Annotated in this window: 26 protein-coding genes and 1 tRNA gene; 6 read left to right on the top strand and 21 right to left on the bottom strand. The window is 64.3% G+C overall.

The window, feature by feature from the left end; translation table 11 throughout:
* Both RIN79_RS18255 and RIN79_RS18250 read left to right on the top strand, forming a co-directional pair.
* A partial coding sequence (locus RIN79_RS18255; RefSeq protein ID WP_309086112.1) for an O-antigen ligase family protein occupies positions 1-1,020 on the top strand: 1,020 nt, incomplete at its 5' end.
* Between the two features lie 44 nt (positions 1,021-1,064).
* Positions 1,065-1,141 (top strand) — tRNA-Pro (locus RIN79_RS18250).
* Positions 1,142-1,187: 46 nt separating this feature from the next.
* On the opposite strand, the gene RIN79_RS18245 is transcribed toward RIN79_RS18250, so the two are convergent.
* Positions 1,188-1,829 carry a TerC family protein gene (locus RIN79_RS18245; RefSeq protein WP_309086111.1) on the bottom strand — a complete coding sequence of 214 codons (642 nt, stop codon included), beginning with the start codon at positions 1,827-1,829 and terminating at the stop codon, positions 1,188-1,190.
* Between the two features lie 144 nt (positions 1,830-1,973).
* On the opposite strand from RIN79_RS18245, the gene RIN79_RS18240 reads away from it, so the two are divergent.
* Complete coding sequence (locus RIN79_RS18240; protein ID WP_309086110.1) at positions 1,974-2,783, top strand: Ku protein; 810 nt, start codon at positions 1,974-1,976, stop codon at positions 2,781-2,783.
* A 24-nt stretch (positions 2,784-2,807) separates the two neighbouring features.
* On the opposite strand, the gene ligD is transcribed toward RIN79_RS18240, so the two are convergent.
* From ligD to RIN79_RS18200, 8 genes are all read right to left on the bottom strand, one after another.
* Positions 2,808-5,288 carry a DNA ligase D gene (gene ligD / locus RIN79_RS18235; RefSeq protein ID WP_309086109.1) on the bottom strand — a complete coding sequence of 827 codons (2,481 nt, stop codon included), beginning with the start codon at positions 5,286-5,288 and terminating at the stop codon, positions 2,808-2,810.
* On the bottom strand, positions 5,288-6,151 hold the full coding sequence (locus RIN79_RS18230) for a Ku protein (RefSeq protein ID WP_375165969.1): 864 nt from the start codon (positions 6,149-6,151) through the stop codon (positions 5,288-5,290). Before RIN79_RS18230 ends, ligD begins: the two co-directional genes overlap by 1 nt.
* A gap of 140 nt (positions 6,152-6,291) precedes the next feature.
* On the bottom strand, positions 6,292-6,801 hold the full coding sequence (locus RIN79_RS18225) for a MerR family transcriptional regulator (protein ID WP_309086116.1): 510 nt from the start codon (positions 6,799-6,801) through the stop codon (positions 6,292-6,294).
* Between the two features lie 100 nt (positions 6,802-6,901).
* Positions 6,902-7,225, bottom strand: a complete 324-nt coding sequence (locus RIN79_RS18220; RefSeq protein WP_309086108.1) for an integration host factor subunit alpha — start codon at positions 7,223-7,225, stop codon at positions 6,902-6,904.
* Positions 7,226-7,334: 109 nt separating this feature from the next.
* Complete coding sequence (locus tag RIN79_RS18215) at positions 7,335-8,306, bottom strand: beta-ketoacyl-ACP synthase III (protein WP_309086115.1); 972 nt, start codon at positions 8,304-8,306, stop codon at positions 7,335-7,337.
* Positions 8,307-8,315: 9 nt separating this feature from the next.
* Positions 8,316-9,368, bottom strand: a complete 1,053-nt coding sequence (gene plsX, locus RIN79_RS18210) for a phosphate acyltransferase PlsX (RefSeq protein ID WP_309086107.1) — start codon at positions 9,366-9,368, stop codon at positions 8,316-8,318.
* 98 nt (positions 9,369-9,466) lie between these two features.
* Positions 9,467-10,018 (bottom strand): DUF177 domain-containing protein, encoded by a 552-nt coding sequence (locus RIN79_RS18205; RefSeq protein ID WP_309086114.1) that lies wholly within the window; start codon positions 10,016-10,018, stop codon positions 9,467-9,469.
* A complete protein-coding gene (locus RIN79_RS18200; protein WP_309086106.1) occupies positions 10,018-10,563 on the bottom strand; it encodes a ubiquinol-cytochrome C chaperone family protein in 546 nt (181 codons plus the stop codon). Before RIN79_RS18200 ends, RIN79_RS18205 begins: the two co-directional genes overlap by 1 nt.
* Positions 10,564-10,703: 140 nt before the next feature.
* On the opposite strand from RIN79_RS18200, the gene RIN79_RS18195 reads away from it, so the two are divergent.
* On the top strand, positions 10,704-11,240 hold the full coding sequence (locus RIN79_RS18195) for an outer membrane protein assembly factor BamE (protein ID WP_375165968.1): 537 nt from the start codon (positions 10,704-10,706) through the stop codon (positions 11,238-11,240).
* Between the two features lie 66 nt (positions 11,241-11,306).
* Here the strand turns inward: RIN79_RS18195 and RIN79_RS18190 are convergent, their stop codons facing one another.
* The 12 genes from RIN79_RS18190 to RIN79_RS18135 all read right to left on the bottom strand — a co-directional run bounded on the left by RIN79_RS18190 (position 11,307) and on the right by RIN79_RS18135 (position 23,485).
* Positions 11,307-13,445, bottom strand: coding sequence for a sodium-translocating pyrophosphatase (locus RIN79_RS18190; protein WP_309086104.1), 2,139 nt, complete (start codon positions 13,443-13,445; stop codon positions 11,307-11,309).
* Between the two features lie 158 nt (positions 13,446-13,603).
* Positions 13,604-14,818, bottom strand: coding sequence for an MFS transporter (locus tag RIN79_RS18185; RefSeq protein WP_309086103.1), 1,215 nt, complete (start codon positions 14,816-14,818; stop codon positions 13,604-13,606).
* The gene (gene nusB, locus RIN79_RS18180) at positions 14,815-15,318 is read right to left on the bottom strand and encodes a transcription antitermination factor NusB (RefSeq protein ID WP_309086102.1); all 504 of its coding nucleotides are present in this window, start codon (positions 15,316-15,318) and stop codon (positions 14,815-14,817) included. Before nusB ends, RIN79_RS18185 begins: the two co-directional genes overlap by 4 nt.
* A gap of 3 nt (positions 15,319-15,321) precedes the next feature.
* Positions 15,322-15,795 carry a 6,7-dimethyl-8-ribityllumazine synthase gene (ribH, locus tag RIN79_RS18175; RefSeq protein WP_375165971.1) on the bottom strand — a complete coding sequence of 158 codons (474 nt, stop codon included), beginning with the start codon at positions 15,793-15,795 and terminating at the stop codon, positions 15,322-15,324.
* Positions 15,796-15,969: 174 nt separating this feature from the next.
* Positions 15,970-16,584 (bottom strand): riboflavin synthase, encoded by a 615-nt coding sequence (locus RIN79_RS18170; protein WP_309086100.1) that lies wholly within the window; start codon positions 16,582-16,584, stop codon positions 15,970-15,972.
* Complete coding sequence (gene ribD, locus RIN79_RS18165; protein ID WP_309086099.1) at positions 16,584-17,693, bottom strand: bifunctional diaminohydroxyphosphoribosylaminopyrimidine deaminase/5-amino-6-(5-phosphoribosylamino)uracil reductase RibD; 1,110 nt, start codon at positions 17,691-17,693, stop codon at positions 16,584-16,586. Before ribD ends, RIN79_RS18170 begins: the two co-directional genes overlap by 1 nt.
* Before the next feature lie 76 nt (positions 17,694-17,769).
* On the bottom strand, positions 17,770-18,234 hold the full coding sequence (gene nrdR, locus RIN79_RS18160; protein ID WP_309086098.1) for a transcriptional regulator NrdR: 465 nt from the start codon (positions 18,232-18,234) through the stop codon (positions 17,770-17,772).
* Positions 18,235-18,271: 37 nt separating this feature from the next.
* On the bottom strand, positions 18,272-19,585 hold the full coding sequence (glyA, locus tag RIN79_RS18155) for a serine hydroxymethyltransferase (protein ID WP_309086097.1): 1,314 nt from the start codon (positions 19,583-19,585) through the stop codon (positions 18,272-18,274).
* A gap of 187 nt (positions 19,586-19,772) precedes the next feature.
* Positions 19,773-21,032, bottom strand: a complete 1,260-nt coding sequence (locus RIN79_RS18150; protein WP_309086096.1) for a L,D-transpeptidase family protein — start codon at positions 21,030-21,032, stop codon at positions 19,773-19,775.
* A 319-nt stretch (positions 21,033-21,351) separates the two neighbouring features.
* On the bottom strand, positions 21,352-21,867 hold the full coding sequence (ldtR, locus tag RIN79_RS18145) for a transcriptional regulator LdtR (protein ID WP_309086095.1): 516 nt from the start codon (positions 21,865-21,867) through the stop codon (positions 21,352-21,354).
* Positions 21,868-22,019: 152 nt separating this feature from the next.
* Entirely contained in the window at positions 22,020-22,442 is a 423-nt protein-coding gene (locus tag RIN79_RS18140; RefSeq protein ID WP_309086094.1) for a DUF6163 family protein, read from the bottom strand.
* The gene (locus tag RIN79_RS18135; RefSeq protein WP_309086093.1) at positions 22,439-23,485 is read right to left on the bottom strand and encodes an enoyl-CoA hydratase/isomerase family protein; all 1,047 of its coding nucleotides are present in this window, start codon (positions 23,483-23,485) and stop codon (positions 22,439-22,441) included. The genes RIN79_RS18140 and RIN79_RS18135 overlap by 4 nt, the downstream gene beginning before the upstream one ends.
* A 151-nt stretch (positions 23,486-23,636) precedes the next feature.
* Between RIN79_RS18135 and hemB the strand changes: the two genes are divergently transcribed.
* The gene (gene hemB / locus RIN79_RS18130; protein WP_309086092.1) at positions 23,637-24,668 is read left to right on the top strand and encodes a porphobilinogen synthase; all 1,032 of its coding nucleotides are present in this window, start codon (positions 23,637-23,639) and stop codon (positions 24,666-24,668) included.
* Positions 24,669-24,741: 73 nt separating this feature from the next.
* On the top strand, positions 24,742-25,206 hold the full coding sequence (locus tag RIN79_RS18125; RefSeq protein ID WP_309086091.1) for an RDD family protein: 465 nt from the start codon (positions 24,742-24,744) through the stop codon (positions 25,204-25,206).
* Positions 25,207-25,362: the final 156 nt, after the last annotated feature.

The following is a 25,362-nucleotide window of genomic DNA, read 5'->3' as shown; positions in this document are numbered from 1 at the left end:
TTCAATATCGGCGGGCTGATTTCCATGAGCCAGCTCGCCGACCTCGGCGACATACCCCTCTACCTCGCCGTATCCCTATTTCTGGCCTTCACGTCCGTCTTTTTCGCCTCCGTGGTCGAGACCCAGTCGAGCCTCTTGTCGCTCGTCTTCCGCGCCTGGACGGCGGCGGCGGTGGTCACTGCGCTGTTGGGCATCGCCGGCTATTTCCAGGCCTTTCCGGGCGCGGAGATGTTCACCCGCTACGGCCGCGCGGCGGGCGCGTTCGAGGACCCTAACGTCTTCGGTCCGTTCCTGACCCTGCCGGGCATCTATCTCCTGCACCGCATCATGACGGGACGCCCTGCGGCCGCGCTGCTGGCGATCCCGCCCTTCCTCATCATCACGCTCGGCGTCTTCCTCTCCTTCTCACGCGGCGCATGGGGGCTGTTCCTCGTTTCGGCGCTCATGCTCATGCTGGCGCTCTTCATCCATAACCAGCGCGGCGTGGTGCGCCTCAGGATCATCGGCATGAGCCTCGCAGCCTTCGCCATCGCCGCGGTCGCCCTTCTCCTGGCGCTACAGATCACGGAAGTGGCCGACCTCTTTTCCGAGCGGGCGCGGCTGGTGCAGGACTATGACGCCCAAAGGCTCGGCCGCTTCGACAGGCACTTCATCGGCTTCGAGCTCGCCGCCGAGCGGCCCCTCGGCATCGGCCCGCTGGAGTTCGGGCAGATCTACGGCGTGGACACGCACAACATCTGGCTGAAAGCCCTTCTGGACTATTCCTGGCTTGGCTTTGCCGCCTATCTGATGCTGATGGTTTGGACGGTCGCGGCCTGCTTCCGCATCCTCTTCCGCGCGCGGCCATGGCAGCCCTATCTCGTCTGCGCCTATGTCGTCTTCATCGGCCACATCATGCTGGGCTGGGTGATCGACACCGATCACTGGCGGCATTTCTATCTGCTGCTCGGCCTGCTCTGGGGCATGATGGCTCTGGAGCAGCGATACCAGGCGTCCCCCGCCGCCCTGCAGCGGATTTAAGGCCTTGCGCAGGCGGCGGCGAGACTATAAGGCTTCACGCGGTTCGGAGCGTAGCGCAGCCCGGTAGCGCACTTGACTGGGGGTCAAGGGGTCGTCGGTTCGAATCCGGCCGCTCCGACCAATTTTCCCCAAGCACCCCGATTGTGTCGTCGCAGGCTCGCCACCGGTCACAACCAGGTCGAGACTGGGTCGGAGACTTCGACCGCGCCGCGATAGATCATCTCCAGCGCCACATAGAGGACAATCGCCAGCCCCAGATAGGCAATCCAGCGGTAGCGGTCGAGGAGTCGTGCAATGAGGGTCGCTGCTAACCCCATAAGCGCGATCGACAGGCCAAGGCCGATGATCAGCACGGAGGGATGCTCCCGCGCGGCTCCTGCCACGGCGAGCACATTGTCCAGTGACATCGACAAATCCGCGACGACGATCTGCGTCGCCGCCTGACGGAGCGTCTTGCGGCCGCCCGGAACGGGATTCGAGCCGGCAACGCCCTGCCCAGCCGCGGCCCGCGGCTGGGCGTCCTCGGAGGCGCGGAGCTCCCGCCACATGCGCCAGCAGACCCACAGCAGCAGAAAGCCGCCGACCAGAACCAGACCGACGATGCGGAGAAGTTCCAGCGCGATGGCGGCGAATGCGATTCTTAGAACGGTCGCCGATCCGATGCCGATCAGAATCGCCTTCCTCCGCTGCGAGGCAGGCAGGCCGTTCGCGGCAAGCCCGATGACGACAGCGTTGTCGCCGGCCAGCAACAGGTCGATCATGATCACCTGCAGCAGGGCCGCAAAACCGGCGGCGGTAAAGATATCCATATTTGCCCCCGATCCCCGTCCAATCTTCCGCCGCAGTCGTGCCCGGCTTGCGATCCCAATCCCGCGCGCCCAATGCATGCAAAAGCCAGCCTGGGGAAACCATCTCGGCTTACGTGCGTTCCAGATTGTCCCCGGGAGGGCAATATGGCGCCACGACCCTATTGGAAAGGTTATCTGAAGCTCTCGCTCGTCACCTGCGCGGTGTCGCTGACACCGGCGACCAGCGAACGGGAGAAGATTCGCTTTCACACGATGAACCGCGACACGGGCAACCGTGTGCGGAGCCGCTATGTGGACGCCGAAACGGGCAAGCCGGTCAGCGACGAAGACGAGGTCCGCGGATACGAGACCGAGGACGGCAAATACATCACCTTCGAGGACGAGGAACTGGAGGCGGTGGGCCTCGAAAGCACGCGCACCATCGACATAAACCAGTTCGTGCCCGCTGATTCGATCGACTGGATCTGGTACGATACGCCCTATTACCTGATGCCGGACGACGAGGTGGCGCAAGAGGCCTTTGCGGTGATCCGGGAGGCGATGGCGGCGACGGGGACTGTGGGCATTTCGCGCCTCGTTCTCTCCCGGCGCGAGCGTGCGGTGCTGCTCCAGCCGCACGGGAAGGGCATCGTGCTCTGGACGCTGCGCTATGGCGATGAGGTGCGGGAGCCTGAGCAAGTGTTCGCCGGGCTTGATGACAAGAAGGTGGAATCGCGTCTGGTTTCCCTCATCGAGACGCTGATCGAGGATCTCACCAAGCCATGGGATCCCTCCATGGCCAGCGATCCCGTGCAGGAACGCCTCAAGGACATCATCGAGAGCAAGCAGAAGAAGGGCAAGCGTCCGGCCAAACGCAAGAAGACGGAGGAGGAGCCGGAAGCGCCCGACAATGTCGTCAGCATCCTGGACGCGCTGAAGCGGTCGATCTCGCAGGAGAAACGGAAAAGCCGCTAGGGCGGCGTTTTCCAGGGCGCCGCCTCAGGCGGCGCGCTTCATCCGCTTTCTGAGCGGCACTGCCGCTTTCCAGAAATCCTCCCACGGGTCTTTTTCCAGAGCCGCAAGGCGCGTCGGCGCGTTGACGACCGTGAAATAGTCGGCGCGGATGCCGGCGTTCAACTCCTCCCATGCAAGCGGCATGGAAACCGCCGCACCAGGTCTGGAACGGGTGGAATAAGGGGCGACCGCAGTGGCGCCGCGCCCGTTGCGCAGATAGTCGATCAGGATCTTGCCCGTGCGCTTGGCCTTCGTGACGGTCGCCACAAAACGCTCCGGACTATCGGACGCCATCGCGTCGGCAATGCCTTTGGCGAAGGCCTTCACTTCACCCCACTCCGCCCGGGGCTTGAGGGGCGCCACCACGTGCAGGCCCTTGCCGCCGGATGTCTTCACGAAGCTTGCAAGCCCAGCATCGGCCAATCTGTCCTTCACCTCCCGGGCGGCCTCGATCACCTCCTCCCAGGAGACGCCCGGACCCGGGTCGAGATCCATATTGATGAGATCGGGTTTCTCCAGATCGTCGAGCCGCGAACCCCAGGGATGGATCTCCAGCGTGCCGCCCTGAACCAGTCCGAGCAGCCCCGGCAGACCGTCGATAGCGATGATCGGCTCGTCATCCTCGGGATCGACCGCTTTCATGATCTCATGCGACTGGCCGCGCCAGGCATGCTTCTGAAAAAAGCACTGGCCGCCGACGCCGTCGGGGCAGCGGACCAGCGCCAGCGGACGGCCGACGATGAACGGACCCATGCGCGGCCAGACTTCCATGTAGTAGTCGGCAAGTCCCTGCTTGGTAACGCCGGCGTCCTTCCAATAGAGCCGGTCGGGATGGGTGAGGCGGACGGCAGGCGCCGGCCGCTCCACCGGCCCCTTGCCGCCGGTCTCCCGCGTTACCTCCTTGGGCTCCTTGTCGTCGCGCAGGCCCCTGAAGGAGGCGTGCCGGATCAGGTTTTCGGCGGTCCAGGTTCTGAACTCCACCTCGGCGACGAGTTCCGGGCGCACGAATTTCGCTCCGCGAGCCTCCTCGGCCGTCAGCTTCTTGGAAAAAGGGCTCTTCGGTATGCGAATCTTGTCGAGGCGGTTGAACAGCTCCTGCGCCAGGACGTGGCTGAACCCGGTGCCGACGCGGCCGGCATGGACGAGCTTCCCGCCCTCATAGTAGCCCAGCACCAGCGACCCTATCGCCCGGTTGAACGTGGACGAGGGCACGAAGCCCGCCACCACAAATTCCTGCCGCATCGAGCACTTGGATTTGAGCCAATCCTTGCTGCGGCCGGAGCGATAGGGCGCGTCGCGATCCTTTGAGACGATGCCCTCAAGGCTGAGCCGGCAGGCATGGCGGAAGACAAGTTCGCCGTCCTCCTCGAAATGCTCGCTATAGCGGATGAGCGGAGGCGCTCCCTTCAGGATCCTTTCCAGAACGGCTTTCCGCTCGATGAGCGGCACCGGACGGAAGTCATAACCGTCCAGGTAGAGGATATCGAACAGATACAAAGCCATCCGGTCGGTGCGGCCCTCCGACAAGGCGGCCTGGAGGGCGGAGAAGTCAGACGCGCCGCCGGCTCCCTCTACGATCAGCTCACCGTCGAATATGGCCTGCTCGACCGGTAGGCCGCTCAGTGCATCGGCAATGGGGCGGCCGAACTTTTCCGTCCAATCAAGGCCGCTGCGCGTCAGGAGCCGGGTCCTGCCGTCGCGGATATGCGCCTGCAGCCGGTAGCCGTCATACTTGATCTCGTGCAGCCACTTGGTTCCAGGAGGCGCGGTGCTGCGCAATGTCGCGAGCGCCGGCTCGATGAAGCCGGGATAGCCGGCCTTCTTGGCCTGCTTGGGAAGCGGCAGCTCTTCCTCCGCGGGCTTCTGGATTCGTCCTGTCTTCGATGACCAGCCGGGCGCCTCGCCCTCGACATCCTCTATGAGCCTGCCCGTTTTCACGGATTCGGGACGCTCCTCGACGATATCCGGATCGCCCTCGCCCCGGGCGAAGTCGTCGTCGCCCTTGATGAGAAGCCAGTTCTCCTTCTTGTCGCGCGGCTTCTTGGCCATGCGGACAAGGTGCCAACGGCCGCGCAGCTTTTCGCCATGCAGCTCGAACTCAAGATGGCCCTTGGCGTAACCTTTCTTGGCGTCGCCGATGGGCGACCATCGGCCGCGATCCCAGACGATCACAGTCCCGCCGCCATATTCGCCCTTGGGGATCGTGCCTTCGAAATCGCCGTAGTCCAGCGGATGGTCCTCCACATGGACGGCAAGCCGCTTGTCACCCGGAACAAGGCTCGGCCCCTTGGTTACGGCCCAACTTTTCAGCACCCCATTCATTTCCAGGCGCAGATCGTAGTGCAGGCGTCGCGCCGCATGCTTCTGGATGACGAAGCTATCGCCGCCGGGCGAGCTCTTCTCCTCACCCGGCGGCTCGGGCGTGGCGGAAAAATTGCGCTTCTTGCGGTAGGTGCTGAGCGCCATCAGCTTGCCTTGCGGCGCTCCGCGGCCGCGCTCTTTTTGCCGGCGGCGGGCTTGGCCTTCTTCGGCGCCTTGCCGGTCGCCTGGGCGCTCTTGCGCAGCGCATCCATCAGGTTGACCACCTTGGTCTCCTTGGGCGGCTTCGGCACCTTGATCTCGCGGCCTTCCATCTTGGCCCGGACCAGTTCCGCCAGCGCCTCGTCATAGCGGTCGTCGAATTCACGCGGATTGAACTCCCCGCTCTTGGTCTTGATGATGTATTTGGCAAGATCGAGCATCTCGCCCTCGAGCTTCATCTCCGGTAGGTCGTCGAAGACCTCCGAGGCGGGGCGCACCGCATAGTCGAAATTGAGGGTATTGGCGACGAGCCCCGGCCCCTCCGGCCGCAGAATCAGCGTGCGCAAGCGGCGGAAGAGCACCGCGCGAGCCACCGCCGCTACATTCTTGCGCCGCATGCCCTCGCGGATCACCGCAAAGGAATCGACTGCCACAGCCCCCGAGGGCGAGAGATAGTAAGGCCGATCGAAAAAGACTGTGTCCACCTCCGAGCAGGGGATGAAAGCCTCGATGCGGATCGTCTTATCGCTTTCGGGAACAGTCTCGGCGATCTCCTCCGGCTCGAGGATCACATACTGGCCGTCACCAACCTCATAGCCCTTGACCTGTTGCTCCGGCTCGACCGGCTCCTCCGTCTCCTCGTCGAAATACTGCCGGTGAACGCGGTTGCCGGTCTTGCGGTTGAGGATATGGAAGGAGACGCGGTTCGACGTGGTGGCACCCGCATAGAGCGCGACCGGCAGAGCCAATTCGGAAATCTTCAGGAAACCCTTCCAGGAAGCCCGCGGTGCCAAGGTGATTCTCCCCATTGTCAAGACCCGATTCAACGTCTCGGCAATGGAGTTGTTCCGCAGCTCGCGGAATGTCGGCGGGGCGAAGCGGATTCCGGCGTGGCCAACTGATGCCGGCCCGCCGGGCAGCTTGAGCAGAGCCGGCAGCGATGGCTAGTCTAGCGAACCTGGTCCAGCAGGCGCTTGCATTCCAGGAGATCGAACAGAGCCTCCTGGAGAAGAGCGCGGTTGTCGCGCGAGAGCCGGTTCTCGTCGGGGGAGACGGGCCCATCCTCCTCGCCCCGGCCAAGCCCGAAGAAGCGCAGGCTGGGTTTGACCTTTGGCTTGCCGAGCACCAGCTCGTCCTCAGCCTTGTCGGCCTGCTTCTGCTGGGCGATCACCTCGGCGGCGGCGACATCGCCGCGGCCGACCGCCGCCACGAACTGGTTGCCCTTCTCGCGCAGGAGCTTCTGCACGCCTTTTATCGTGTAGCCCTGATCATAGAGCATGTGCCGAATGCCCTTGATCAGTTCCACGTCCTGCGGGCGGTAGTAGCGGCGGCCGCCGCCCCGCTTCATCGGCTTTATCTGCGTGAAGCGCGTCTCCCAAAAGCGAAGTACATGTTGCGGCAGGTCGAGATCCTCGGCCACCTCGCTGATGGTGCGGAATGCGTCCGGGCTCTTGTCCATCACGGGTCCGGTCTCCTGCGATTCGAGGAAGACATTTCACCAGCATCGCGCGCCGGATGGCAAGACGAAGCAGCAACAGGCCCGCGGGAAAACCGGCAGGTCAGGAATTCTTGCCGGCCTTGCGGGTCTGGTGCGCCTGCAGGATGCGGTTCTTCAGCACGTTCGAGGCCTTGAAGGTCATCACCCGGCGCGGCAGGATCGGCACTTCCTCGCCCGTCTTCGGGTTGCGGCCCACCCGCTCATTCTTTTCGCGGACCTGGAAGGTAGCGAAGGAGGAGAGCTTCACGGTCTCGCCGCGCACGATGGCGTCGCAGACCTCCTGAAGGACCATTTCCACGATCTGGGCCGACTCGGTGCGCGATAAGCCTACCTTACGGTAGACAGCCTCCGCGAGGTCGGCCCGTGTCACCGTCTTTCCCCCCATCCGACCCTTCCCAAATGTGGAAACTATTGAAAATACAAGCGACCTCCGGACGTTAAAAAATTGGAGGTGCAAGGTCAAGGACTGGAATCAAGGCCGGTGCGAACGAAGCTTACCAGCGCAGAAGCACCGCGCCCCAGGTGAAGCCGCCGCCCATCGCCTCCAGAAGCACGAGATCGCCGCGCTTGATCCGGCCTTGCGCGACCGCATGGGCAAGCGCGAGCGGGACGGAAGCCGCCGACGTGTTGCCATGCAGATCGACCGTGACGACCACCTTCTCCTCGGCGATGCCAAGCTTCCTTGCCGAGGCGTCGATGATGCGCTTGTTCGCCTGGTGGGGCACGAACCAGCTTATGTCCTCGGCCGAAACATCGGCCTTGCGGAAGACGTCCTCCACGACGTCGGTGATCATGCCCACGGCATGTTTGAATACCTCGCGGCCCTGCATGCGCAGGTGTCCGACGGTCTGCGTCGTGGACGGGCCGCCGTCGACGAAGAGCTTGTCCTTGTGCGAGCCGTCGGAGCGCAGCGCCGAGGCCAGGATCCCACGGTCCGCTATCGTACCCTCACCGTCCCGCGCCTCCAGGACCACGGCGCCCGCGCCGTCTCCGAAGAGGACGCAGGTGGTGCGGTCGTTCCAGTCGAGGATGCGCGAAAAGGTCTCCGCACCGATCACCAGCGCCCGCTTGGCAGTGCCGCCGCGCAGGTGGAGATCGGCGGCCGTCACCGCATAGACGAAGCCGCTGCAGACAGCCTGCATGTCGTAGGCGAAGCCGTGCCGCATGCCGAGCCGCTCCTGGATCTCGACGGCCGTGGCGGGAAAGGTGTTGTTGGGCGTGGACGTGCCGAGGACGATGAGGTCGACGTCCGCAGGAGTCATCCCCGCGCTTTCGAGTGCGCGGCGCGCGGCAGCCTCGCCCAGCGATGCAGTGGTCTCGTCCTCCGCCGCGATGTAGCGTTGGCGGATGCCCGTCCTCTGGACGATCCACTCGTCCGACGTCTCGAGCCTCTGCTCGAGGTCCTTGTTCGTCACGACGCGCCGAGGCAAGGCCGAGCCGACGCCGCACACGGTGGACCTGATCATCATCTTTCCTTATGCAGTTGAGACCGCGCCCGCCGCTTCCGCCGGCTTGCGGGCGTGATAGAGGTCGAGAGTCGCCCGCGTCCTGTCGAACACGCCGCTGCGCACCATCTCATAGGCAAGTTCGACAGCGGCGGCAAAGCCCTCTTCGTCGGCCGCGCCATGGCTCTTGACCACGATGCCCTTGAGGCCGAGGAACACGCCTCCATTGGTCTTGCGCACGTCCATCTTCTCGCGCAGGCGCTGGAAGGCGTCGCGCGCGAAGACATAGCCGATCCGCGCCATCAGCGTGCGGCTCATGGCGGCGCGCAGATATTCGGCGATCTGGCGCGCGGTGCCTTCCGCCGTCTTCAGCGCGATGTTGCCGGAGAAGCCTTCCGTCACCACCACGTCGACCGTGCCCTTGCCGATATCGTCGCCCTCGACGAAGCCGTGATACTGCATCGTGTCGAGAGCGGCTTCGCGCAGCATGCGGCCCGCCTCCCTCACCTCTTCCTGGCCCTTGATCTCCTCCACGCCGACATTGAGCAGACCGACGGTCGGCCGCTCGATGTCAAACAGGGCGTTGGCCATCGCCGCGCCGAGGATGGCGAAGTCGACCAGCTGCTGCGCGTCGGCGCCGATCGTGGCGCCCACGTCGAGCACGATGCTCTCGCCTCTGATGGTCGGCCAGATGGCGGCGATCGCAGGCCGCTCGATATCGGCCATGGTGCGCAGGCAGAATTTCGACATGGCCATCAGCGCGCCCGTATTGCCCGCGGAAATGCAGGCATCGGCGTCACCGGTCTTTACCGCCTCGATGGCGCGCCACATGGAGGATTTCCAGCGACCCTGGCGAAGCGCCTGGCTGGGCTTGTCGTCCATGCGAACGGCGACGTCGCAATGCACGAACTCGGCCACGTCCTTCAGCCGGGGCAAACGGTCGAGAACCGGCCGGACCTCGCCCTCGCGCCCGAAGATGAGGAAGCGCGCGTCGGGGCGACGCTCCGCGACGCGCAGGAGGCTCGGAACCGTCACTTCCGGCCCATGATCTCCGCCCATTGCATCGATCGAAATGCGTATCACGCGGCATGCCTCAGCTGTCGAACGGAGCCCCGGAAGGATGCGGGGAAAATAGCGTGTTTGCGCGTCGGCACAACCTCGATTTCATAGCCGCCCACGACTTAGCCGTTTCCCTTCAGCTTCTTCAGCGCCTCGTGAAGCGGGCCGGAACCCTGCTCCTCGCCCCCCTCGACAGGGAATTCGAGCGCGGACCCCTCCTTGCGGGGATAGGGATCGATGGCGAGGGCGAAGAACTCCTCGGCAAGCGCGCCGACATCGATCGAATCGCCTTCGAAGACCTCCGGCAGGTCATCGCCCTCGGCCTGGATGACGATCTCGTCGCTATCGGCCGCAATGCGGGCGAGCCGCGACCCCTCGGGGACGAACACCGCCGAAACCTGCTCCTCGATGCGCGCCGTCAGGGGATCCAAAGTGACCACGCAGGCTTGGGTGATATCGGCTTCCACACGGCCGGACACCTGCACGCCGTCCTTCTTCCAGGGGCGGATAGCGAGTTCCGCGGCGAATCGCTCGACCGAGAGCAGCCCGTGGGCTTTCGCCAGTTCCATCCGCTGCTGCTGATCGGCGTCGATCGACACGGTCACGCCTTTGGGGCCGAGATTCCTCACCGGCAGCGGGTAGGAAACAGGGCTCTTTTCCGTCTCGGTCCGCATCATTCCTCCTGCGGCAATGCTGCAAAACGCAGCTTCCCGGCAAGAAATTCGTCGGCGGCATGCGCGGCAAGCGCGTGATGCGCTTCCATAACATAGGCGGAAAGCGCCGCGGCCTCGCTCCATACCGCGCGCTCGGGCGCAATGTTCCGCCGCAATGCCTCGGCAAGGGCAGCCTGATCGCCCGCATCCACCGCCTGCCCATAGGAAGAGAGCCTGCCGTAGAACATGCGGGCGAGCTTCTTCATGCGCTTGGGCACGCCGAGGTCGCCGATGCCGAGTTCGCGCAGCGAATGGTCCACATCGAGGAAGAACTGGTCGGTCAGTTCCTGCGCAAGGTCCCGCGAGGGCCCCTTCTCCTCGCGCAGGCGATGCAGAATGAGGAAGAGATGAAGCGAAAGCATCTCAAACCGGCCGAGCGGCGTGTCCGGCACTTGCCATGCCGAATAGAAGCGCGGGCGCCGTGCCGCCGCCACGATTTCTCCATAGAGCGCGTCCACCACGACTCGGCGGGTGCGCCTTTGCGCGCTGAACGGCCACTGGAACATGAAGGGGCGCCCTCCTTCGGCTGGGATGATCGCCTCCGCGGGGCAGGACCGGGGTCCAGTTGCATCGGCGCGAAAGCTGGTTTACCGGTTTTGCCGACCTGTGCAAGGTGCGGCCTGCCCTCGGTCGGGCTCGGGGAACAATGGAGATGTCGTTGCGGGTAGTGAAAATCAATAGGAGCCAGGGCTGCAGGCTGGTGCTCGCCGCCGCGGTCGGCAGCCTGGCTCTAGCGAGCTCGGGCTGCGGCAGCGTCGGCTCCACGCTCAACGCGCGGGAAACGCTTACCCAGGGCTATGTCATCGATCCGCAGGCACTGGAGCTGGTGCCGGTGGGCTCCAGCCGCGAGCAGGTGCTGCTGGCGCTAGGCTCGCCCTCGACCACGGCGACCTTCGACAACGAGGTCTTCTATTATATTTCGCAAAAGCGCGTGCGCGGCGCTGCCTTCATGAACCCGAAACTGGTCGACCAGCAGGTCCTCGCCGTCTATTTCGGGCCCGACCAGCGGGTAAGGCAGATCGCCCATTACGGGCTCCAGGACGGCAAGGTGTTCGACTTCATCTCGCGCACGACGCCCACCGGCGGACGCGATCAGAATTTCATCGCGCAGATGATTTCCGGTGTGGCGAAGGGTACGCCGCTCGGCAATCCCCTGGGAGCAGCGGGCGGCGGCGGACAGTAGGGCCGAACTGCCTGAACAAAAAAGGCCCGCGTTTCCGCGGGCCTTTTTGCTTGGCAATGTCTGATCTCAGTGCGCGAGCACGGCGAGCAGCAGCAGGGCCATGATGTTGGTAATCTTGATGGCAGGGTTCACGGCCGGGCCGGCCGTGTCCTTGTAGGGGTCACCAACCGTGTCGCCCGTCACCGAAGCCTTGTGCGCCTCGGATCCCTTCATGTGCCTGACGCCGGCCCTGTCGACAAAGCCGTCCTCGAAGCTCTTCTTGGCGTTGTCCCACGCGCCGCCGCCGGACGTCATGGAGATGGCAACGAAGAGGCCGTTGATGATCACGCCGAGCAGCGACGCACCGAGGGCGGCGAAGGCCGACGCCTTGGAGCCGGAGATCAGCAGCACGCCGAAATAAACGACGAGCGGCGCCAGCACCGGCAGGAGCGACGGGATGATCATCTCCCGGATCGCGGCCCTGGTCAGCATGTCCACCGCGCGGGCATAGTCCGGACGCTCCGTCCCCTGCATGATGCCGGGCTTCTCGCGGAACTGCCTGCGCACCTCCTCCACCACCGCGCTTCCCGCGCGCCCGACGGCTGTCATCGCCATGCCGCCGAACAGATAGGGGATGAGGCCGCCGAAGATCAGGCCCGCCACCACGTAGGGGTTGGAGAGCGAGAAGGAAACCTCACCCATATCGGCAAAGTAGGGGAACCGGTCGCTATTGGCGGCGAAGAACTCCAGATCGTAGGAATAGGCCGCAAACAGCACCAGCGCGCCGAGACCGGCCGAGCCGATCGCGTAGCCCTTGGTCACCGCCTTGGTCGTGTTGCCGACCGCGTCGAGCGCGTCGGTCGAATGGCGCACCTCCGGCGGCATGCCTGACATCTCTGCGATGCCGCCGGCATTGTCCGTCACCGGACCGAAGGCGTCGAGCGCCACGATCATCCCGGCAAGGCCGAGCATGGTGGTGACGGCGATCGCCGTGCCGAACAAACCGGCAAGCTGATAAGTCGACAGAATGCCGCCGACGATGACGATGGCGGGAAGCGCCGTCGATTCCAGAGAGACGGCAAGGCCCTGGATGACATTGGTGCCGTGGCCGGTGACGGAAGCCTGGGCGATCGAGTTCACCGGACGCTTGCCCGTCCCGGTGTAGTACTCGGTGATCACGACGATGAGCCCCGTCACGACGAGGCCGATCAGGCCGCAGATGAACAGGTTCGTGCCGGTGATCGCCATGCCGTTGGCCGTGCCGATCTCGCCCCATCCGATGGTGAGCGAAGTAGCGCCGCCGACACCCAGAATGGTCAGCAGGCCGGTCACGATCAGGCCTTTGTAGAGGGCACCCATGATCGAGTTGTTGGAGCCGAGTTTCACGAAGAAGGTGCCGATGATGGAGGTGATGATGCAGGCGCCGCAGATGGCAAGCGGATAGATCATCACATTGGCGAGCACTTCGCTGCCGGCGAAGAAGATGGCGCCGAGCACCATGGTGGCCACAACGGTCACCGCATAGGTCTCGAAAAGGTCCGCCGCCATGCCCGCGCAGTCGCCGACATTGTCGCCCACATTGTCGGCGATGGTGGCCGGGTTGCGCGGGTCGTCCTCGGGAATGCCGGCCTCCACCTTGCCCACGAGATCCCCGCCGACATCGGCACCCTTAGTGAAGATGCCGCCCCCTAGGCGCGCGAAGATGGAGATGAGCGAGGCGCCGAAGCCGAGCGCCACCAGCGCGTCGATGACCGTCCGGTCGGCCGGGGCATAGCCCATTGGCCCAATCAGCACCCAGTAATAGACGGCAACGCCGAGCAGCGCGAGGCCGGCAACCAGCATGCCGGTGATCGCGCCCGACTTGAAGGCGATATCGAGACCGGCCGAAAGGCTGTTCGAGGCCGCCTGCGCCGTGCGCACATTGGCGCGGACGGAGACATGCATGCCGATGAATCCGGCCACACCCGAAAGGACAGCACCGATCAGGAATCCGACGGCCGCGGCGGAGTTCAAGAGCCACCAGGCCAGAATGAATACGATCACGCCGACGATGGCGATGGTGGTGTACTGGCGGGTCAGATAAGCCTGTGCGCCCTCCCGAATGGCGCCGGCGATTTCCTGCATGCGCGCATTGCCCTGATCGGCGGCGAGCACCGATTGCGTAGCCCAGATGGCATAGAGGACAGAGAGCAGGCCGCAGGCGATGACGACGTAAAGCATGGTCATTGCCGATGTATCCCTTGATTTCGGCCCGCTGGACACCCCTCCCGGGCCTAGAGAAAGGCCGCCGGCACGTATGGCGGCAGCCTCAAGCGTTGGCTTATGCGAAAGAGGCTTGGGAAGGTCAAGGTTTTGTTGGGATTTAGCCCGATTTTCGCCGCAGCTCAGGCCGGGCGCAGCCGACGCCGGCGCAGCGCCAGCATGCCGAGAATGAGAAGGCAGAAGCCGGCGACCGGAAAAATGATCCAGTTGAGCACGTCCCAGCCATGGGCGTTGTAGACCCGGCCCGACATCAGCGAGGAGAAGGCGACGGTGGAGAAAAGCATGAAATCGTGCACGCCCTGCACCTTGCTCTTTTCCGACGGGCGATAGCACTCCGCCACCATGGCGGTGGCGCCGATGAAACCGAAGTTCCAGCCGATGCCGAGAAGCACCAGCGCCAGCCAGAACTGCCAAAGGGCGATGCCGGAGAGCGCCACTAGTCCGCAGCCGATGAGGATGACGAGCCCGGCGGCGACGATTCTCTCCTGGCCAAAGCGCGCGATGAGGCTGCCGGTGATAAAACTCGGGGCGAACATCGCCAGCACGTGCCAGGAAATGCCGAGGGTTGCCTGATCGGGGGAGAAGCCGCAGTCCACCATGGCGAGCGGCGCGCCGGTCATGACGAAGCTCATCAAAGCGAAGGTGCTGATTCCGCAGAAAAGCGCCGTGACGAAGCGCGGCCGGGAAATGATCTCAGTCAGCGGCCGCGCCGGTTGGTCGTCGACCCTGGTGCTCGACGGCGCTTCGTCGCGACGAAGGCGCAGGAAGGACAGGATCACGCCGCCGAACGCCGCAAGGCCGATGATGGCGGCAAAGGAGCCGGCGAACATGACGGGAGCAAAAAGCTCGCGCGTATGGATTGCGACCTGCGGTCCGAGGATGGCCGAGACCACCCCTCCTCCAAGCACCCAGGAGATGGCGCGGGGCTTGAAGTCAGCGGGCGCGTTGTCAGCGGCGGCAAAGCGGTATTGCTGCAGAAAAGCGTTGCCGCCGCCCACCAGCAGCAGTCCGGCCGCAAACAGCCAGAAATTCGCCCATAGCAGCGCCAGGGCGGCGACCGCACCTCCCAATGCGGTGACACCGGTGCCGGAGATGAGGCCGTTGCGCCGGCCCAGCAGCCCGACAAGCATCGCCGCCGGCAGCGTGGCGAGCGCGACGCCCAGATTGAAGCCTGTTACCGGCGCGGTGGCGAGCGCCTTGTCGGAGCCGAGCAGGTAACTGCCAGCAAGGCCGCCCATGGAGATGGTGATCGGCGCGGACGCCCCTATGACCGCCTGTGCGGCTGCCAGGATCAGCGCGGTGCGCTTCGCCTCACGATAGAGGGCGTCCTCCGTCACGAGGGATCGCGCCCCCTGCCCTCCCCACGCACCCGCCGCGCCACACGGTCGAGCACGGCATTGACCAGCTTGGGCTCCTCCCCCTCGCCATAAAAAGCCTTAGCGATGTCGAGATATTCAGAGACCACCACAGCGACCGGGACGTCAGCGCGGCGCGTCAACTCATAGACGCCGGCGCGCAGAATGGCCCGCAGGGTCGAATCGAGGCGCGAAAGCGGCCAATCGTCCGTGAGCGACTGGCGGATCACAGGGTCGATGAGCTTCTGATCCTCGACGACGCCGGCAAGGATGGCGCGGAACCATTGCGGGTCCGCCTCGCGATAGACCACCCCGTCGATTTCCTTGCCGAGCCGGAAGCCCTCATATTCCGCCGTCGTCTCCAGGAGACCCGTGCCGGCCACGTCCATCTGATAGAGCGCCTGCACGGCGGCAAGGCGCGCCGCTCCCCGCTTGTTGGCGGGGCGGAACGTGTCGCGGTCGGATTCGGCAGGAGTGGCCAAGGCTTACGCTCCCAGGCGTTGCTTGAGTTCGATCATGCGCAGGGCTGCCTCCGCGGCGCCGCGCCCCTTGCCGAAACTCTCGACGGTTCCGGTCCCCTCGCGCCCCTTCACCCGGGCCCAGGCCTGTTCTTCGTTTTCCACGGTCAGGATGCCGTTGCCGATTGCAAGGCCATGCCTGACGGCGAGATCCATGAGGCCGCGCGCCGATTCATTGGCGACGATCTCGAAATGATAGGTCTCGCCGCGGATCACGCAGCCGAGCGCGACAAAGCCGTCATAGGCAGGCCCGCCCTTCTGCCCGGCCTGATGGGCAATCGCAATCGTTCCAGGTATCTCCAGCGCGCCGGGCACCGTCACGATGTCATAGACCGCGCCGGCTTCTTCCAGCGCGCGCTTGGCGTCCTCCAGCAGGCCATCGGCGAGGTCGTCGTAAAAACGCGCTTCGACGATGAGGAGTTTTGGGGAAATGGCCATCAGTCTCTCCGGTTGCCGGGTGACTTAGGCCGAAGCTTTTTCCTTAGCAAGCGCTACATGGAAGGAACTGCCTTGCGCCACACGCAGGGCATCGCAGGCAGCCGACCGTTATTTCTTCTACTGCAGCGCGATCAAGCGCTTTGGCCAAGAGTTTTGCCCGCTCATTGTCGACGAGGCTCATCCCTCGGCCGCTGCCTCCGCGAGCCGTGCGGCATAGCGTGCCATGGTATCGACCTCGAGGTTGACCCGGTCTCCCACCTTACGCTCGCCCCAGGTGGTCACGGAAAGCGAGTGGTGGATCAGCAGCACGTCGAAGCGGTTTCCTTCCACGCGGTTCACGGTCAGGGAAGTGCCGTCGAGCGCTACAGACCCTTTCGGCGCGATGAACTTGGCAAGTTCCTTGGGCGCTTCGAGGACGAACCGCACTGCCTCTCCTTCCTCCTGCCGATCGAGGATGAGCGCCTTGCCGTCGACATGGCCCGAGACGATATGCCCGCCAAGCTCGTCGCCGATCCTGAGGGAGCGCTCCAGGTTGACGCGCGTGCACTCCCGCCAGTCCGTTATCGTCGTGAGCTGAAGTGCCTCGTCCCATGCCTCGACCTCGAACCAGCGCTGGTTCGAGCCGATGTCTGGAAGTGCCACGACGGTGAGGCATACGCCCGCGCAGGCGATGGACGCGCCGATATCGATCGTCTCCGGATCGTAGTTTGTCTCGATCCTGAGGCGCAGCCCTTTTGGCAGAGGCGCGATGCGCTGAACCGTGCCTATATCGGTGACGATGCCGGTGAACATCAGTCCGCCCTCACAAATTCGAGATAAAGATCATCGCCGAAACGAGCCTCGCGCAGCTTGCGGAAGGCGGATGGCACATGACCGGGATCGACGGGCGACGCAATGCCGGCTGCGCCGATTTCCCGCGCGCCGACAAAGAGGCAGAGGCGGTCCACCAGATTCTCGCCCAGGAACTCGGCCGCGGTGAAGGCGCCGCCTTCCACCAGAAGCGTGGAAATGCCCCGGGCGGCCAAATCCTCGAGAAGCTCCGGAAGGGCGATGCGCCCTTCGAAGGCTTCCACGGCCAGGAAGTCGGCGCCGGCATCCGCAAGCGCCTGACGGCGCTGCCCGCTGACATCGCTTGCGGCCGTGACGAGCAGCGGCACCTGCCGGGCCCCACGCGCCAGTTCGGAGTTTTCCGGCAGCCGCAGGTATCGGTCCAGCACAATGCGCGTCGGCGAGCGAGCCTCCAGGCCCGGCAGGCGGCAGGTAAGCGATGGGTTATCGGCAAGCGCTGTGCCGATGCCGACCAGGATCGCATCGGCCTCGGCGCGCATGAGATGCACCTGGGCCCGCGCGATCTCCTCCGTGATCCGCACCTGCCCCTGGCCTTGCACGCCGATCTTCCCGTCCGCCGAAAGCGCAAGCTTGAGAGTGACTTCGGGACGCTTCTTCGTAGAACGAGTCAAATAGCCTTTGAGGAGATCGGCCGCCTCGGCAGCCAACAGATTCTCGACCACCTCGATGTCGGCTGCGCGCAGCATCGCATAGCCCTTGCCGCTCACGCGCGGGTCCGGGTCGCTGACCGCACCAACGACACGCGCGATGCCCGCCGCGATCAGCGCCTCGGCGCAAGGCGGCGTGCGGCCGTGATGGGCGCAGGGTTCGAGGGTCACATAGGCTGTGGCACCACGCGCCAGATCGCCCGCCTCTTGCAGCGCCTGCGGCTCAGCATGGGGGCGCCCGCCGACGGCCGTCACGGCTCGCCCGACAATCGACGGCGCCGCCCCGTCGTCACGCACGATCAAGGTGGCCACTGAAGGATTCGTGCCGGTGAGGCCCAGATGGCGGCGCGAAAGACGGATTGCCGCTGCCATGAAGCGGCGGTCCATTTCTGGGGAGAATGGCATCGCCTGCTATACCCGAGCCAAGCCGGACAGAGGGTGAACCGGCTGACAGCAAAGCACGCCATGATCCCTACCCTGCCTAGTCTGCCTCCGGCTCGCCCCTGAGCTCGCCCAGCACATCCTGAAAGTCCTTCGCCTCGCGGAAGTTGCGGTAGACGGAGGCGTAGCGGACATAGGCGACATCGTCGAGCGACTTCAGCGCTTCCATCACGAGGAGCCCGATCTCGCCGGCGCTAACCTCGCCCTCGCCGGAATTTTCGAGCTGGCGGACAATGCCGGTCACCGCCCGTTCCACCCGCTCCGGATCGACGTTGCGCTTCCTCAAGGCTATCTCGAAGGAGCGGTGCAGTTTGTCACGGTCGAAGGGCACTTTCCGGCCGGAGCGTTTCACCACGACGAGATCACGCAACTGCACGCGCTCGAAGGTCGTGAAGCGGCCGCCGCAGACGGGACAGGCGCGGCGGCGGCGGATGGCGGCGCCATCCTCGGCCGGCCGCGAGTCCTTAACCTGGGTGTCTTCGGACTGGCAGTAGGGACAGCGCATCTGAAGCCTTCGCTTGCGGGAATCGCAGCTTCATTCCCTAGCCCAGATGGGGATAGAGCGGAAAGCGTTCCGTCAGCGCCATGACCTTCTTCTTGACCGCTTCCTCGACGGCGACATTTCCATCATCGGAATTGGCTGCCCTCAATCCGTCCAGCACTTCGGCAATCAGCTCCCCGATTTGGCCGAATTCCGCCACGCCAAAGCCGCGCGTCGTACCGGCCGGCGTGCCGAGCCTTATGCCGGAGGTGACGAAGGGCTTTTCCGGGTCGAAGGGTATGCCGTTCTTGTTGCAGGTGATGTTGGCGCGGCCGAGCGCGGCTTCGGCGCGCTTGCCCGTCGCATTCTTCGGCCGCAGATCCACCAGCATCAGGTGGTTATCCGTGCCGCCGGAGATGATTTCCAGCCCCGTCTCCTTGAGGCTTGCGGCAAGCGCCCGGGCATTCGTCACCACCTGGTGAGCATAGGCCTTGAATTCGGGCTGCAGTGCCTCGCCCAAAGCCACCGCCTTGGCGGCGATGACATGCATCAGAGGTCCGCCCTGGAGGCCGGGGAAGACGGCGGAATTCACCTTCTTTGCGATCTCCGCGTCATTGGTGAGGATCATGCCGCCGCGCGGGCCGCGCAGCGACTTGTGCGTGGTGGTGGTGACCACATGGGCATACGGCAGCGGCGACGGATGGGCGCCGCCTGCAACCAGGCCGGCGATGTGGGCCATGTCCACCATCAGATAAGCGCCGACGCTGTCGGCAATCTCGCGGAAGCGCTTCCAGTCCCAGATGCGCGAATAGGCCGTGCCGCCGGCCAGAATGAGCCTTGGCTTCTGCTCGTGCGCAAGCCGCTCGACCTCGTCCATGTCGAGCAGGTGGTCGTCGCGGCGCACGCCGTAGGAGACCACCTTGAACCATTTTCCGGACATGTTCACAGGCGAGCCGTGGGTGAGATGGCCGCCGGAATTGAGATCGAGGCCCATAAAGGTGTCGCCCGGCTGAAGCAGCGCGAGAAACACCGCCTGGTTCATCTGGCTGCCGGAATGGGGCTGCACATTGGCGTATTCGCAGTGGAAGAGCTTTTTCGCCCGCGCGATGGCCAGGTCCTCGACGACATCGACGAACTGGCAGCCGCCATAGTACCGCTTGCCCGGATAACCTTCGGCATATTTGTTCGTGAGCACGGTCCCCTGCGCTTCGAGAACTGCGCGCGAAACGATGTTTTCCGATGCGATCAGCTCGATCTCGTGGCGTTGCCGGCCGAGCTCGTTGCGAATCGCCGTGAAGAGCTCGGGATCGGCCTCCTCGAGCGGCCGCGAGAAAAAGCTTTCCGTCTCGGCTGCGGCGGCGGACGCTTGTGCCATGGCAGGTCACCCTTCCAGTTCGTGGGAGCACGCGCAATATCACTTTTCGGCAGCGCTCACCATGTCTTGCGGAATTTTTTCGGCAAGGTGCCACATCTTGGGACGAGATGCCGCGCGTCAACGGCGCGGACAATGAAAAAGGCCGCCCGGGGCGGCCTTTTGGAAATCTGTCCCGAGAGCGGCGGGATCAGATCGAGCTTGTGATCTGCAGTTCCGCCGCCCCATCGAAGCCATAGATGTCGTCGCGGAAATGCACGACGCCGTCGCCGGTCGACCATGCGGAGACATAGACGAAATGAACCGGCACCGGCTCGGCCAGGTTGATGTGTACGTCTTCCTGCGTCTGGATCGTGGTCTCGATCTGACGGCGGTCCCAGCCCGGAGTATCGCGCAGCAGCCAGTTCACCAGATCGCGCACGTTCTGCACGCGCACGCAGCCGGAGGAATGGAAGCGCTCCTGGTCGCGGAAGAGATTCTGCTGCGGCGTGTCGTGCATATAGACCGCATGCTCGTTCGGGAAGTTGATCTTCACCGAAGCCATGGCGTTGATCTTGCCCGGATCCTGGCGGAAGCGGTACTTCGCCGCCTCCTCCGTCGACCAGTCCACCGTCAGCGGATCGATCTCGCTGCCGTCAGGGGCGATCATGCGGATATTATTGTTGGTCAGGTAGTTCGGGTCCTTCCGCATGAGCGGAATAATGTCCTTGCGGACAATGGAGACCGGCGCATTCCAGTAGGGATTGAGGATGATCTCGTTGATGTTCGAGCTGAGGACCGGCGTCTGCCGGTCGATCTTGCCGACAACCGCATTATGCCGCAGCACGACGCGGCCATTCTCGACCGCCTCGATTTGCGCTGCCGGAATGTTGACCATGACGAAGCGGTGGCCGAGCGGCTTGGCAGTCAGCTCGCGCAGGCGGCCGAGATTCGTCTGAAGCTGGCCGAGCCGAACCGGCGCGGAGACGTTGAGCGAATTGTAGGTATAGCGCCCCGTCACCCCGTCCGAAGGAAGGCCGTGGCGCGCCTGGAAGCGCTTGAGGGCCTCGTCGACATAGGAATCGAAGGCCGGAGACATCCCTGCGCGCGGCGAAAGGTCGCCCGAGACCATCAGGCGGCGGCGCAGAAGTTCAACATCCGGATCGACAACGCCGAGCTTCAGCTCTTTGGCAGCAGGGAGGGTCGGCCAACCGCCGCTCGCGACGATGTTCGAGTAGCTGGCTATGGCGCGCTCGACATAGCTTGCCGTTTCCATGCTCAACACAGGCAGGGTTGACGAGACCCTGCCCCCGCCGCTGCTCACCTCGGCGTCGAACTGGTCATCCCAGGCACCCCGGCGCGGGGCATTGATCACGGCGTCGAATGCGGTCTGCGCGCTGGCGGAACCCGCGAAAGCCGCCGCGGCGGCGGCTCCGGCCCCACTCAGAAAAACACGACGACTGGTCTTCATGTCCGATCCTTACCTAAAGCAATCAGCTTCGCCTCGGCCGAGATTCGCCGAAACAGCGTTAATTTTTCGCCAACCAGCCCGCCCAAGCCACTGCCCGCCAGCCAAGAGCGGAGCGGGCCTGCGGTCCGCCGACGATCTGGCGATCATGCATGTCAACCGAATTATGTTATTAACGTGACGCGGCGGCAGGCACTGCCGCCTCTTCACGCCCGTGAAAGCTTCACGTACATGAAAACGGACAGGGCCCCCAACGGAGACCTGCCCGCTTCATGAAAGCTTGGAATGTGACCCGTTGCCCCCGGCCGTCAATTGGCAGCGGTCACATACGATAGGCGATGGTGTCGTTCCAGAAGCGGTCGAGCCGCTGCAGCGCCCGGTTCATCTGGCGGAATTCCTCCGCTTTGATGCCCCCCACCTGCTCGATCGAGCCTATATGGCGATCATAGAGGCGCGACACGACGTCGGCGATCTCCTGCCCCTTGGGCGTCAGGCTGATGCGGACCGACCGGCGGTCGACGCGGGAACGCTGGTGGTGGATGAAGCCCATATCGACGAGCTTCTTCAGATTGTAGGAGACGTTGGAGCCCAGATAATAGCCGCGCGAGCGCAGCTCTCCGGCCGTCAGTTCCGCATCGCCGATGTTGAAGAGAAGCAGTGCCTGGATGGCGTTGATGTCGCTGCGCCCCTGGCGCTCGAACTCGTCCTTGATCACGTCGAGCAGGCGGCGATGCAGCCGCTCGACGAGTTGGAGGGCTTCGAGATAGAGGGAGCGCAGGCCTGTATCACGTTCTTCGTGAGCAGACTTGTTCTGTGTCGCGGATCGCGAGGTGATCATGACTGTTGCCTTTCGTTCGACGCCGGTGAGTTTTTTGTTTTTCACCTGGAGCCAGACTAGCCCGGGCACCTAAAATTCGACTTAAACGCCAAGCTTAACAACGGATTACGTCGAAGAGCCTGCGGACAGGGCTAAAAAGGCGTTAACTTCGGTTAATAGGCGGAGCGCCGGCGCTCCAGGGCAAGCAGGATGCGCAGGACCGTATAGGCGACCGCGACGCTCGCGTGCAGGACGAGGATCAGCACGAACCAGCCATAGCGCTCCGGAAAGAAGCCGTACATGACGACCTCCATCGCCGCGCAGAGGAACCAGACCACCGGGCCCCAGGAGGCAAGCATCCAGAGGCCAACGGCCGCGAAGGGAAAGAGGACCGCAAGCGGAACGGCGGTTGCCTGCCAGTAGAGCGGCATCAGGTCGAAGCGCCAAGCAGGCCCATCGAAGAAGCCCAGGAGCCTCACCCAATAGGCCGTTCCGAGCACGAGGCACGTAAGCGCGACGGCGCGCTGGAGCAGTTCCAGCGCATATTCATAGGGCGAAGGCCTGATCGGCAGCCGCGTGGCGACCTCGTCGGTCACAATTCCAACTCTCCCTCGTCGAGCGGCGCGAAGAAGGCATCTATCGCGGCAGGGTCCACCTCTTCCAAGGATGCAGGCCGCCACACCGGATCCTTGGTCTTGTCGACGATCGCGGCGCGGATGCCCTCGTAAAAATCATGGTTCTTCAGCATCCTGTTGAGGATCCGGAACTCCATGCGCATGCACTCCTCCATGGAGAGCATGGCCCCATAGCGCACCTCCCGGAAAGCCACATGAACGCTGGTGGGCGAGCGTGTCCGGATCGTTTCCAGCGCCTCGCTGGCAAATTCGTCGCCCTTGTCCTTGCCTTTTTCCAGGCTGGTCAGGCAATCCGACAGGGTGGCAAGCGAAAAATGCCGCTCGATGGAATGGAACCGCGCCTCGTCGGTTTCCGGCGGCGCATTCTTGCAGAAGTCGTCGAGGGCGCCGTCCGGGTCCCCGGTCTCGGCCAGGCGGTCGAGGACAGCAGGAAGGTCGGCCGAGTCCACCGCGTGGGTGGCCAGCCCGATGCGCAGCGCGTCGCCGCGCGCGATGCGGTTGCCGGTGAGCGCCAGGTACATGCCGTAGCCGCCGATCCGCGACAGCAGGTAGCTCCCGCCCACATCGGGGAAGAAGCCGATGCCGGCCTCCGGCATGGCGAAAACTGCCCTTTCGGTCATGACGCGATAGGAACCGTGGAACGACACCCCGACCCCGCCACCCATGACGATGCCGTCCGTGAGCGCGACATAGGGCTTTTTGAAACACGCAATATGCGCGTTCAGCCGGTACTCGTCGGCGAAGAAGGCCGGCGAAGCCTTGCCGGGGCCTGCCCTATAGACGTCGAGGATGTCGCCGCCAGCCGAGAAGGCGCGGCCCTCACCCTTGATGACGACAAGGCGGATATCGTCGTCGGCCTCCCACGCGGCCAGAGCCCGGCTCAGGGCGAGGATCATGCGGTGGTTGAGCGCGTTCAGCGCGGCGGGACGGTTGAGCGTGATCACGCCGGCCGCGCCGCGCCGCTCGAAGAGGATCTCGCCGCCGCTGCCGAAATCTTCGTCCAAACCGGACCTCCTCCGCAAAGATGCGGGTTATCATAGCTGCTGATAGGTGGGGTGCCGAGTCACGTCAATCCAATCCTACGCGGAGGTTTCCGGCCTCTGTTGTTCGCCGGCGCAGGCCCGTGGTAGAAACCGCCCAAACGGAGCAGAAGCCTTGAACAAGTTCAGCCGCCTCGGGTCGGAGCCCATCCGTAGCGTCGACGAGATCACCGGCGGTCGCAGGCTGCGCCGCATGCGCAGGGCCGACTGGTCGCGCCGGCTTGTGCGGGAAAATCACCTACGGGTTGATGACCTGATCTGGCCGATCTTCCTTGTCGAGGGACAAGGCCGGCGGGAGCCAGTCGATGCGATGCCCGGCGTGTTCCGCTATTCGGTGGACCTTGCGGTGCGCGAGGCCGAGCGGGCAGCCAAGCTCGGCATTCCGGCCATTGCCACATTTCCCAATATCGGCCTGGAAAAGCGCGACGCCACCGGCTCGGTCATTCTCGATCCCGACAATCTCATCAACCAGGCGAGCCGCGCCATCAAGGCGGCCGTGCCGGAGATCGGGATGATCACGGATGTGGCGCTCGACCCATTCACCAGCCATGGCCATGACGGCATCCTGCGCGGTGGCGTCATCGTTAATGACGAGACGGTGGCGCAGGTGGCGCAGGCAGCGGTGCTGCAGGCGGCGGCGGGGGCGGACATCATTGCTCCTTCGGAAATGATGGACGGGCGCGTCGGCGCCATCCGTGACGCGCTGGACGCCGCTGGCTTCCAGGACGTTGCCATCATGTCCTACGCGACGAAATTCGCCTCGGTCTTCTACGGACCCTATCGTGAGGCGATCGGCACGGGCGGGCTGCTCAAGGGCGACAAGAAGACCTATTATCTCGATCCGGCCAATTCGGACGAGGCGGTGCGCGAGGCCGAGCAGGATCTTCTGGAAGGGGCCGACATGCTGATGGTGAAGCCCGGTCTGCCCTATCTGGATATCATCCAGCGGCTCAAGGAGGAATTCGCCGTGCCGACCTTCGCCTACCACGTTTCGGGCGAGTATTCGATGATCAAGGCGGCGGCGGCGAACGGCTGGATCGACGGAGAAAGGGCGATGCTGGAGAGCCTGCTTGCCTTCAAGCGTGCAGGCTGCGACGGCATCCTCACTTATTTCGCGCCGGAGGTGGCGGAGCGGCTGCGGAGCTAGCAGCGACATTTGCTTGAAATGGCGGGCCGGTTCACCATCTGTTAGCGGCTGACCCTTTTACGAGGCTTTTGCCATGGTTGCGAAGACGATTGACATGACGCAGGACGGCGGCCGCCTCGACGCGCGCAGCTTCGACGGTGTGCTTACGCGGCGCGTCATCGCCTTTTGTATCGACTACCTCCTGATCGGCCTTCTTCTGATACCGGTCGCGCTCTTCGTCCTTCTTCTGGGCGTGCTAACGCTCGGCCTTGGCTGGCTGCTCTTTGGCATTCTGGGTCCCCTGACCGCCTTGGCCTATGTAGCGGTGACGCTCGGCGGCCGGCACCAGTCGACGCTGGGCATGCGGATGATGGGCGTTCGCCTAGAGCGGCTCGACGGCCACCGCGTGGACCCGATGCTCGCCATTCTGCACACGGTACTGTTCTGGGCCGGCAATGCCATCCTGACACCGCTCATCCTGCTGGCGGCTCTGTTCCTTGACCATAAGCGCACGCTGCACGACCTGCTGCTGGGCACCGCGGTGGTGCGCGCCGATTGACCCAAAGCGCGGCGGCCTCTTCGCCGCCGCGACAAATTCATTGACCTTTTCCTGCTTCGGTCCATGGTAGAGGGGCTCCCCGGAGTCGCCGCCGAAGGCCAGTGTTCGGTGAGCGCAAGCGAGGAGCACCCGGCCATTGCAGTTGGGCACAGGAGT

This window comes from Chelativorans sp. (assembly GCF_031180965.1).
In the GTDB taxonomy this organism is placed as follows: domain Bacteria; phylum Pseudomonadota; class Alphaproteobacteria; order Rhizobiales; family Rhizobiaceae; genus Chelativorans.
Note: the sequence above shows the minus strand (reverse complement) of the source record. Positions and strands in the feature narration are given on the sequence as shown.

Bases quoted from the DNA above. Each gene is read 5' to 3' on its own strand.
- RIN79_RS18245 (WP_309086111.1), bottom strand. From the start codon at position 1,829: ATGGATATCTTTACCGCCGCCGGTTTTGCGGCCCTGCTGCAGGTGATC.
- RIN79_RS18240 (WP_309086110.1), top strand. From the start codon at position 1,974: ATGGCGCCACGACCCTATTGGAAAGGTTATCTGAAGCTCTCGCTCGTC.
- ligD (WP_309086109.1), bottom strand. From the start codon at position 5,288: ATGGCGCTCAGCACCTACCGCAAGAAGCGCAATTTTTCCGCCACGCCC.
- RIN79_RS18230 (WP_375165969.1), bottom strand. From the start codon at position 6,151: ATGGGGAGAATCACCTTGGCACCGCGGGCTTCCTGGAAGGGTTTCCTG.
- RIN79_RS18225 (WP_309086116.1), bottom strand. From the start codon at position 6,801: ATGGACAAGAGCCCGGACGCATTCCGCACCATCAGCGAGGTGGCCGAG.
- RIN79_RS18220 (WP_309086108.1), bottom strand. From the start codon at position 7,225: ATGGGGGGAAAGACGGTGACACGGGCCGACCTCGCGGAGGCTGTCTAC.
- RIN79_RS18215 (WP_309086115.1), bottom strand. From the start codon at position 8,306: ATGATCAGGTCCACCGTGTGCGGCGTCGGCTCGGCCTTGCCTCGGCGC.
- RIN79_RS18205 (WP_309086114.1), bottom strand. From the start codon at position 10,018: ATGCGGACCGAGACGGAAAAGAGCCCTGTTTCCTACCCGCTGCCGGTG.
- RIN79_RS18200 (WP_309086106.1), bottom strand. From the start codon at position 10,563: ATGTTCCAGTGGCCGTTCAGCGCGCAAAGGCGCACCCGCCGAGTCGTG.
- RIN79_RS18195 (WP_375165968.1), top strand. From the start codon at position 10,704: ATGGAGATGTCGTTGCGGGTAGTGAAAATCAATAGGAGCCAGGGCTGC.
- RIN79_RS18190 (WP_309086104.1), bottom strand. From the start codon at position 13,445: ATGACCATGCTTTACGTCGTCATCGCCTGCGGCCTGCTCTCTGTCCTC.
- RIN79_RS18170 (WP_309086100.1), bottom strand. From the start codon at position 16,584: ATGTTCACCGGCATCGTCACCGATATAGGCACGGTTCAGCGCATCGCG.
- ribD (WP_309086099.1), bottom strand. From the start codon at position 17,693: ATGCCATTCTCCCCAGAAATGGACCGCCGCTTCATGGCAGCGGCAATC.
- nrdR (WP_309086098.1), bottom strand. From the start codon at position 18,234: ATGCGCTGTCCCTACTGCCAGTCCGAAGACACCCAGGTTAAGGACTCG.
- glyA (WP_309086097.1), bottom strand. From the start codon at position 19,585: ATGGCACAAGCGTCCGCCGCCGCAGCCGAGACGGAAAGCTTTTTCTCG.
- RIN79_RS18150 (WP_309086096.1), bottom strand. From the start codon at position 21,032: ATGAAGACCAGTCGTCGTGTTTTTCTGAGTGGGGCCGGAGCCGCCGCC.
- ldtR (WP_309086095.1), bottom strand. From the start codon at position 21,867: ATGATCACCTCGCGATCCGCGACACAGAACAAGTCTGCTCACGAAGAA.
- RIN79_RS18125 (WP_309086091.1), top strand. From the start codon at position 24,742: ATGGTTGCGAAGACGATTGACATGACGCAGGACGGCGGCCGCCTCGAC.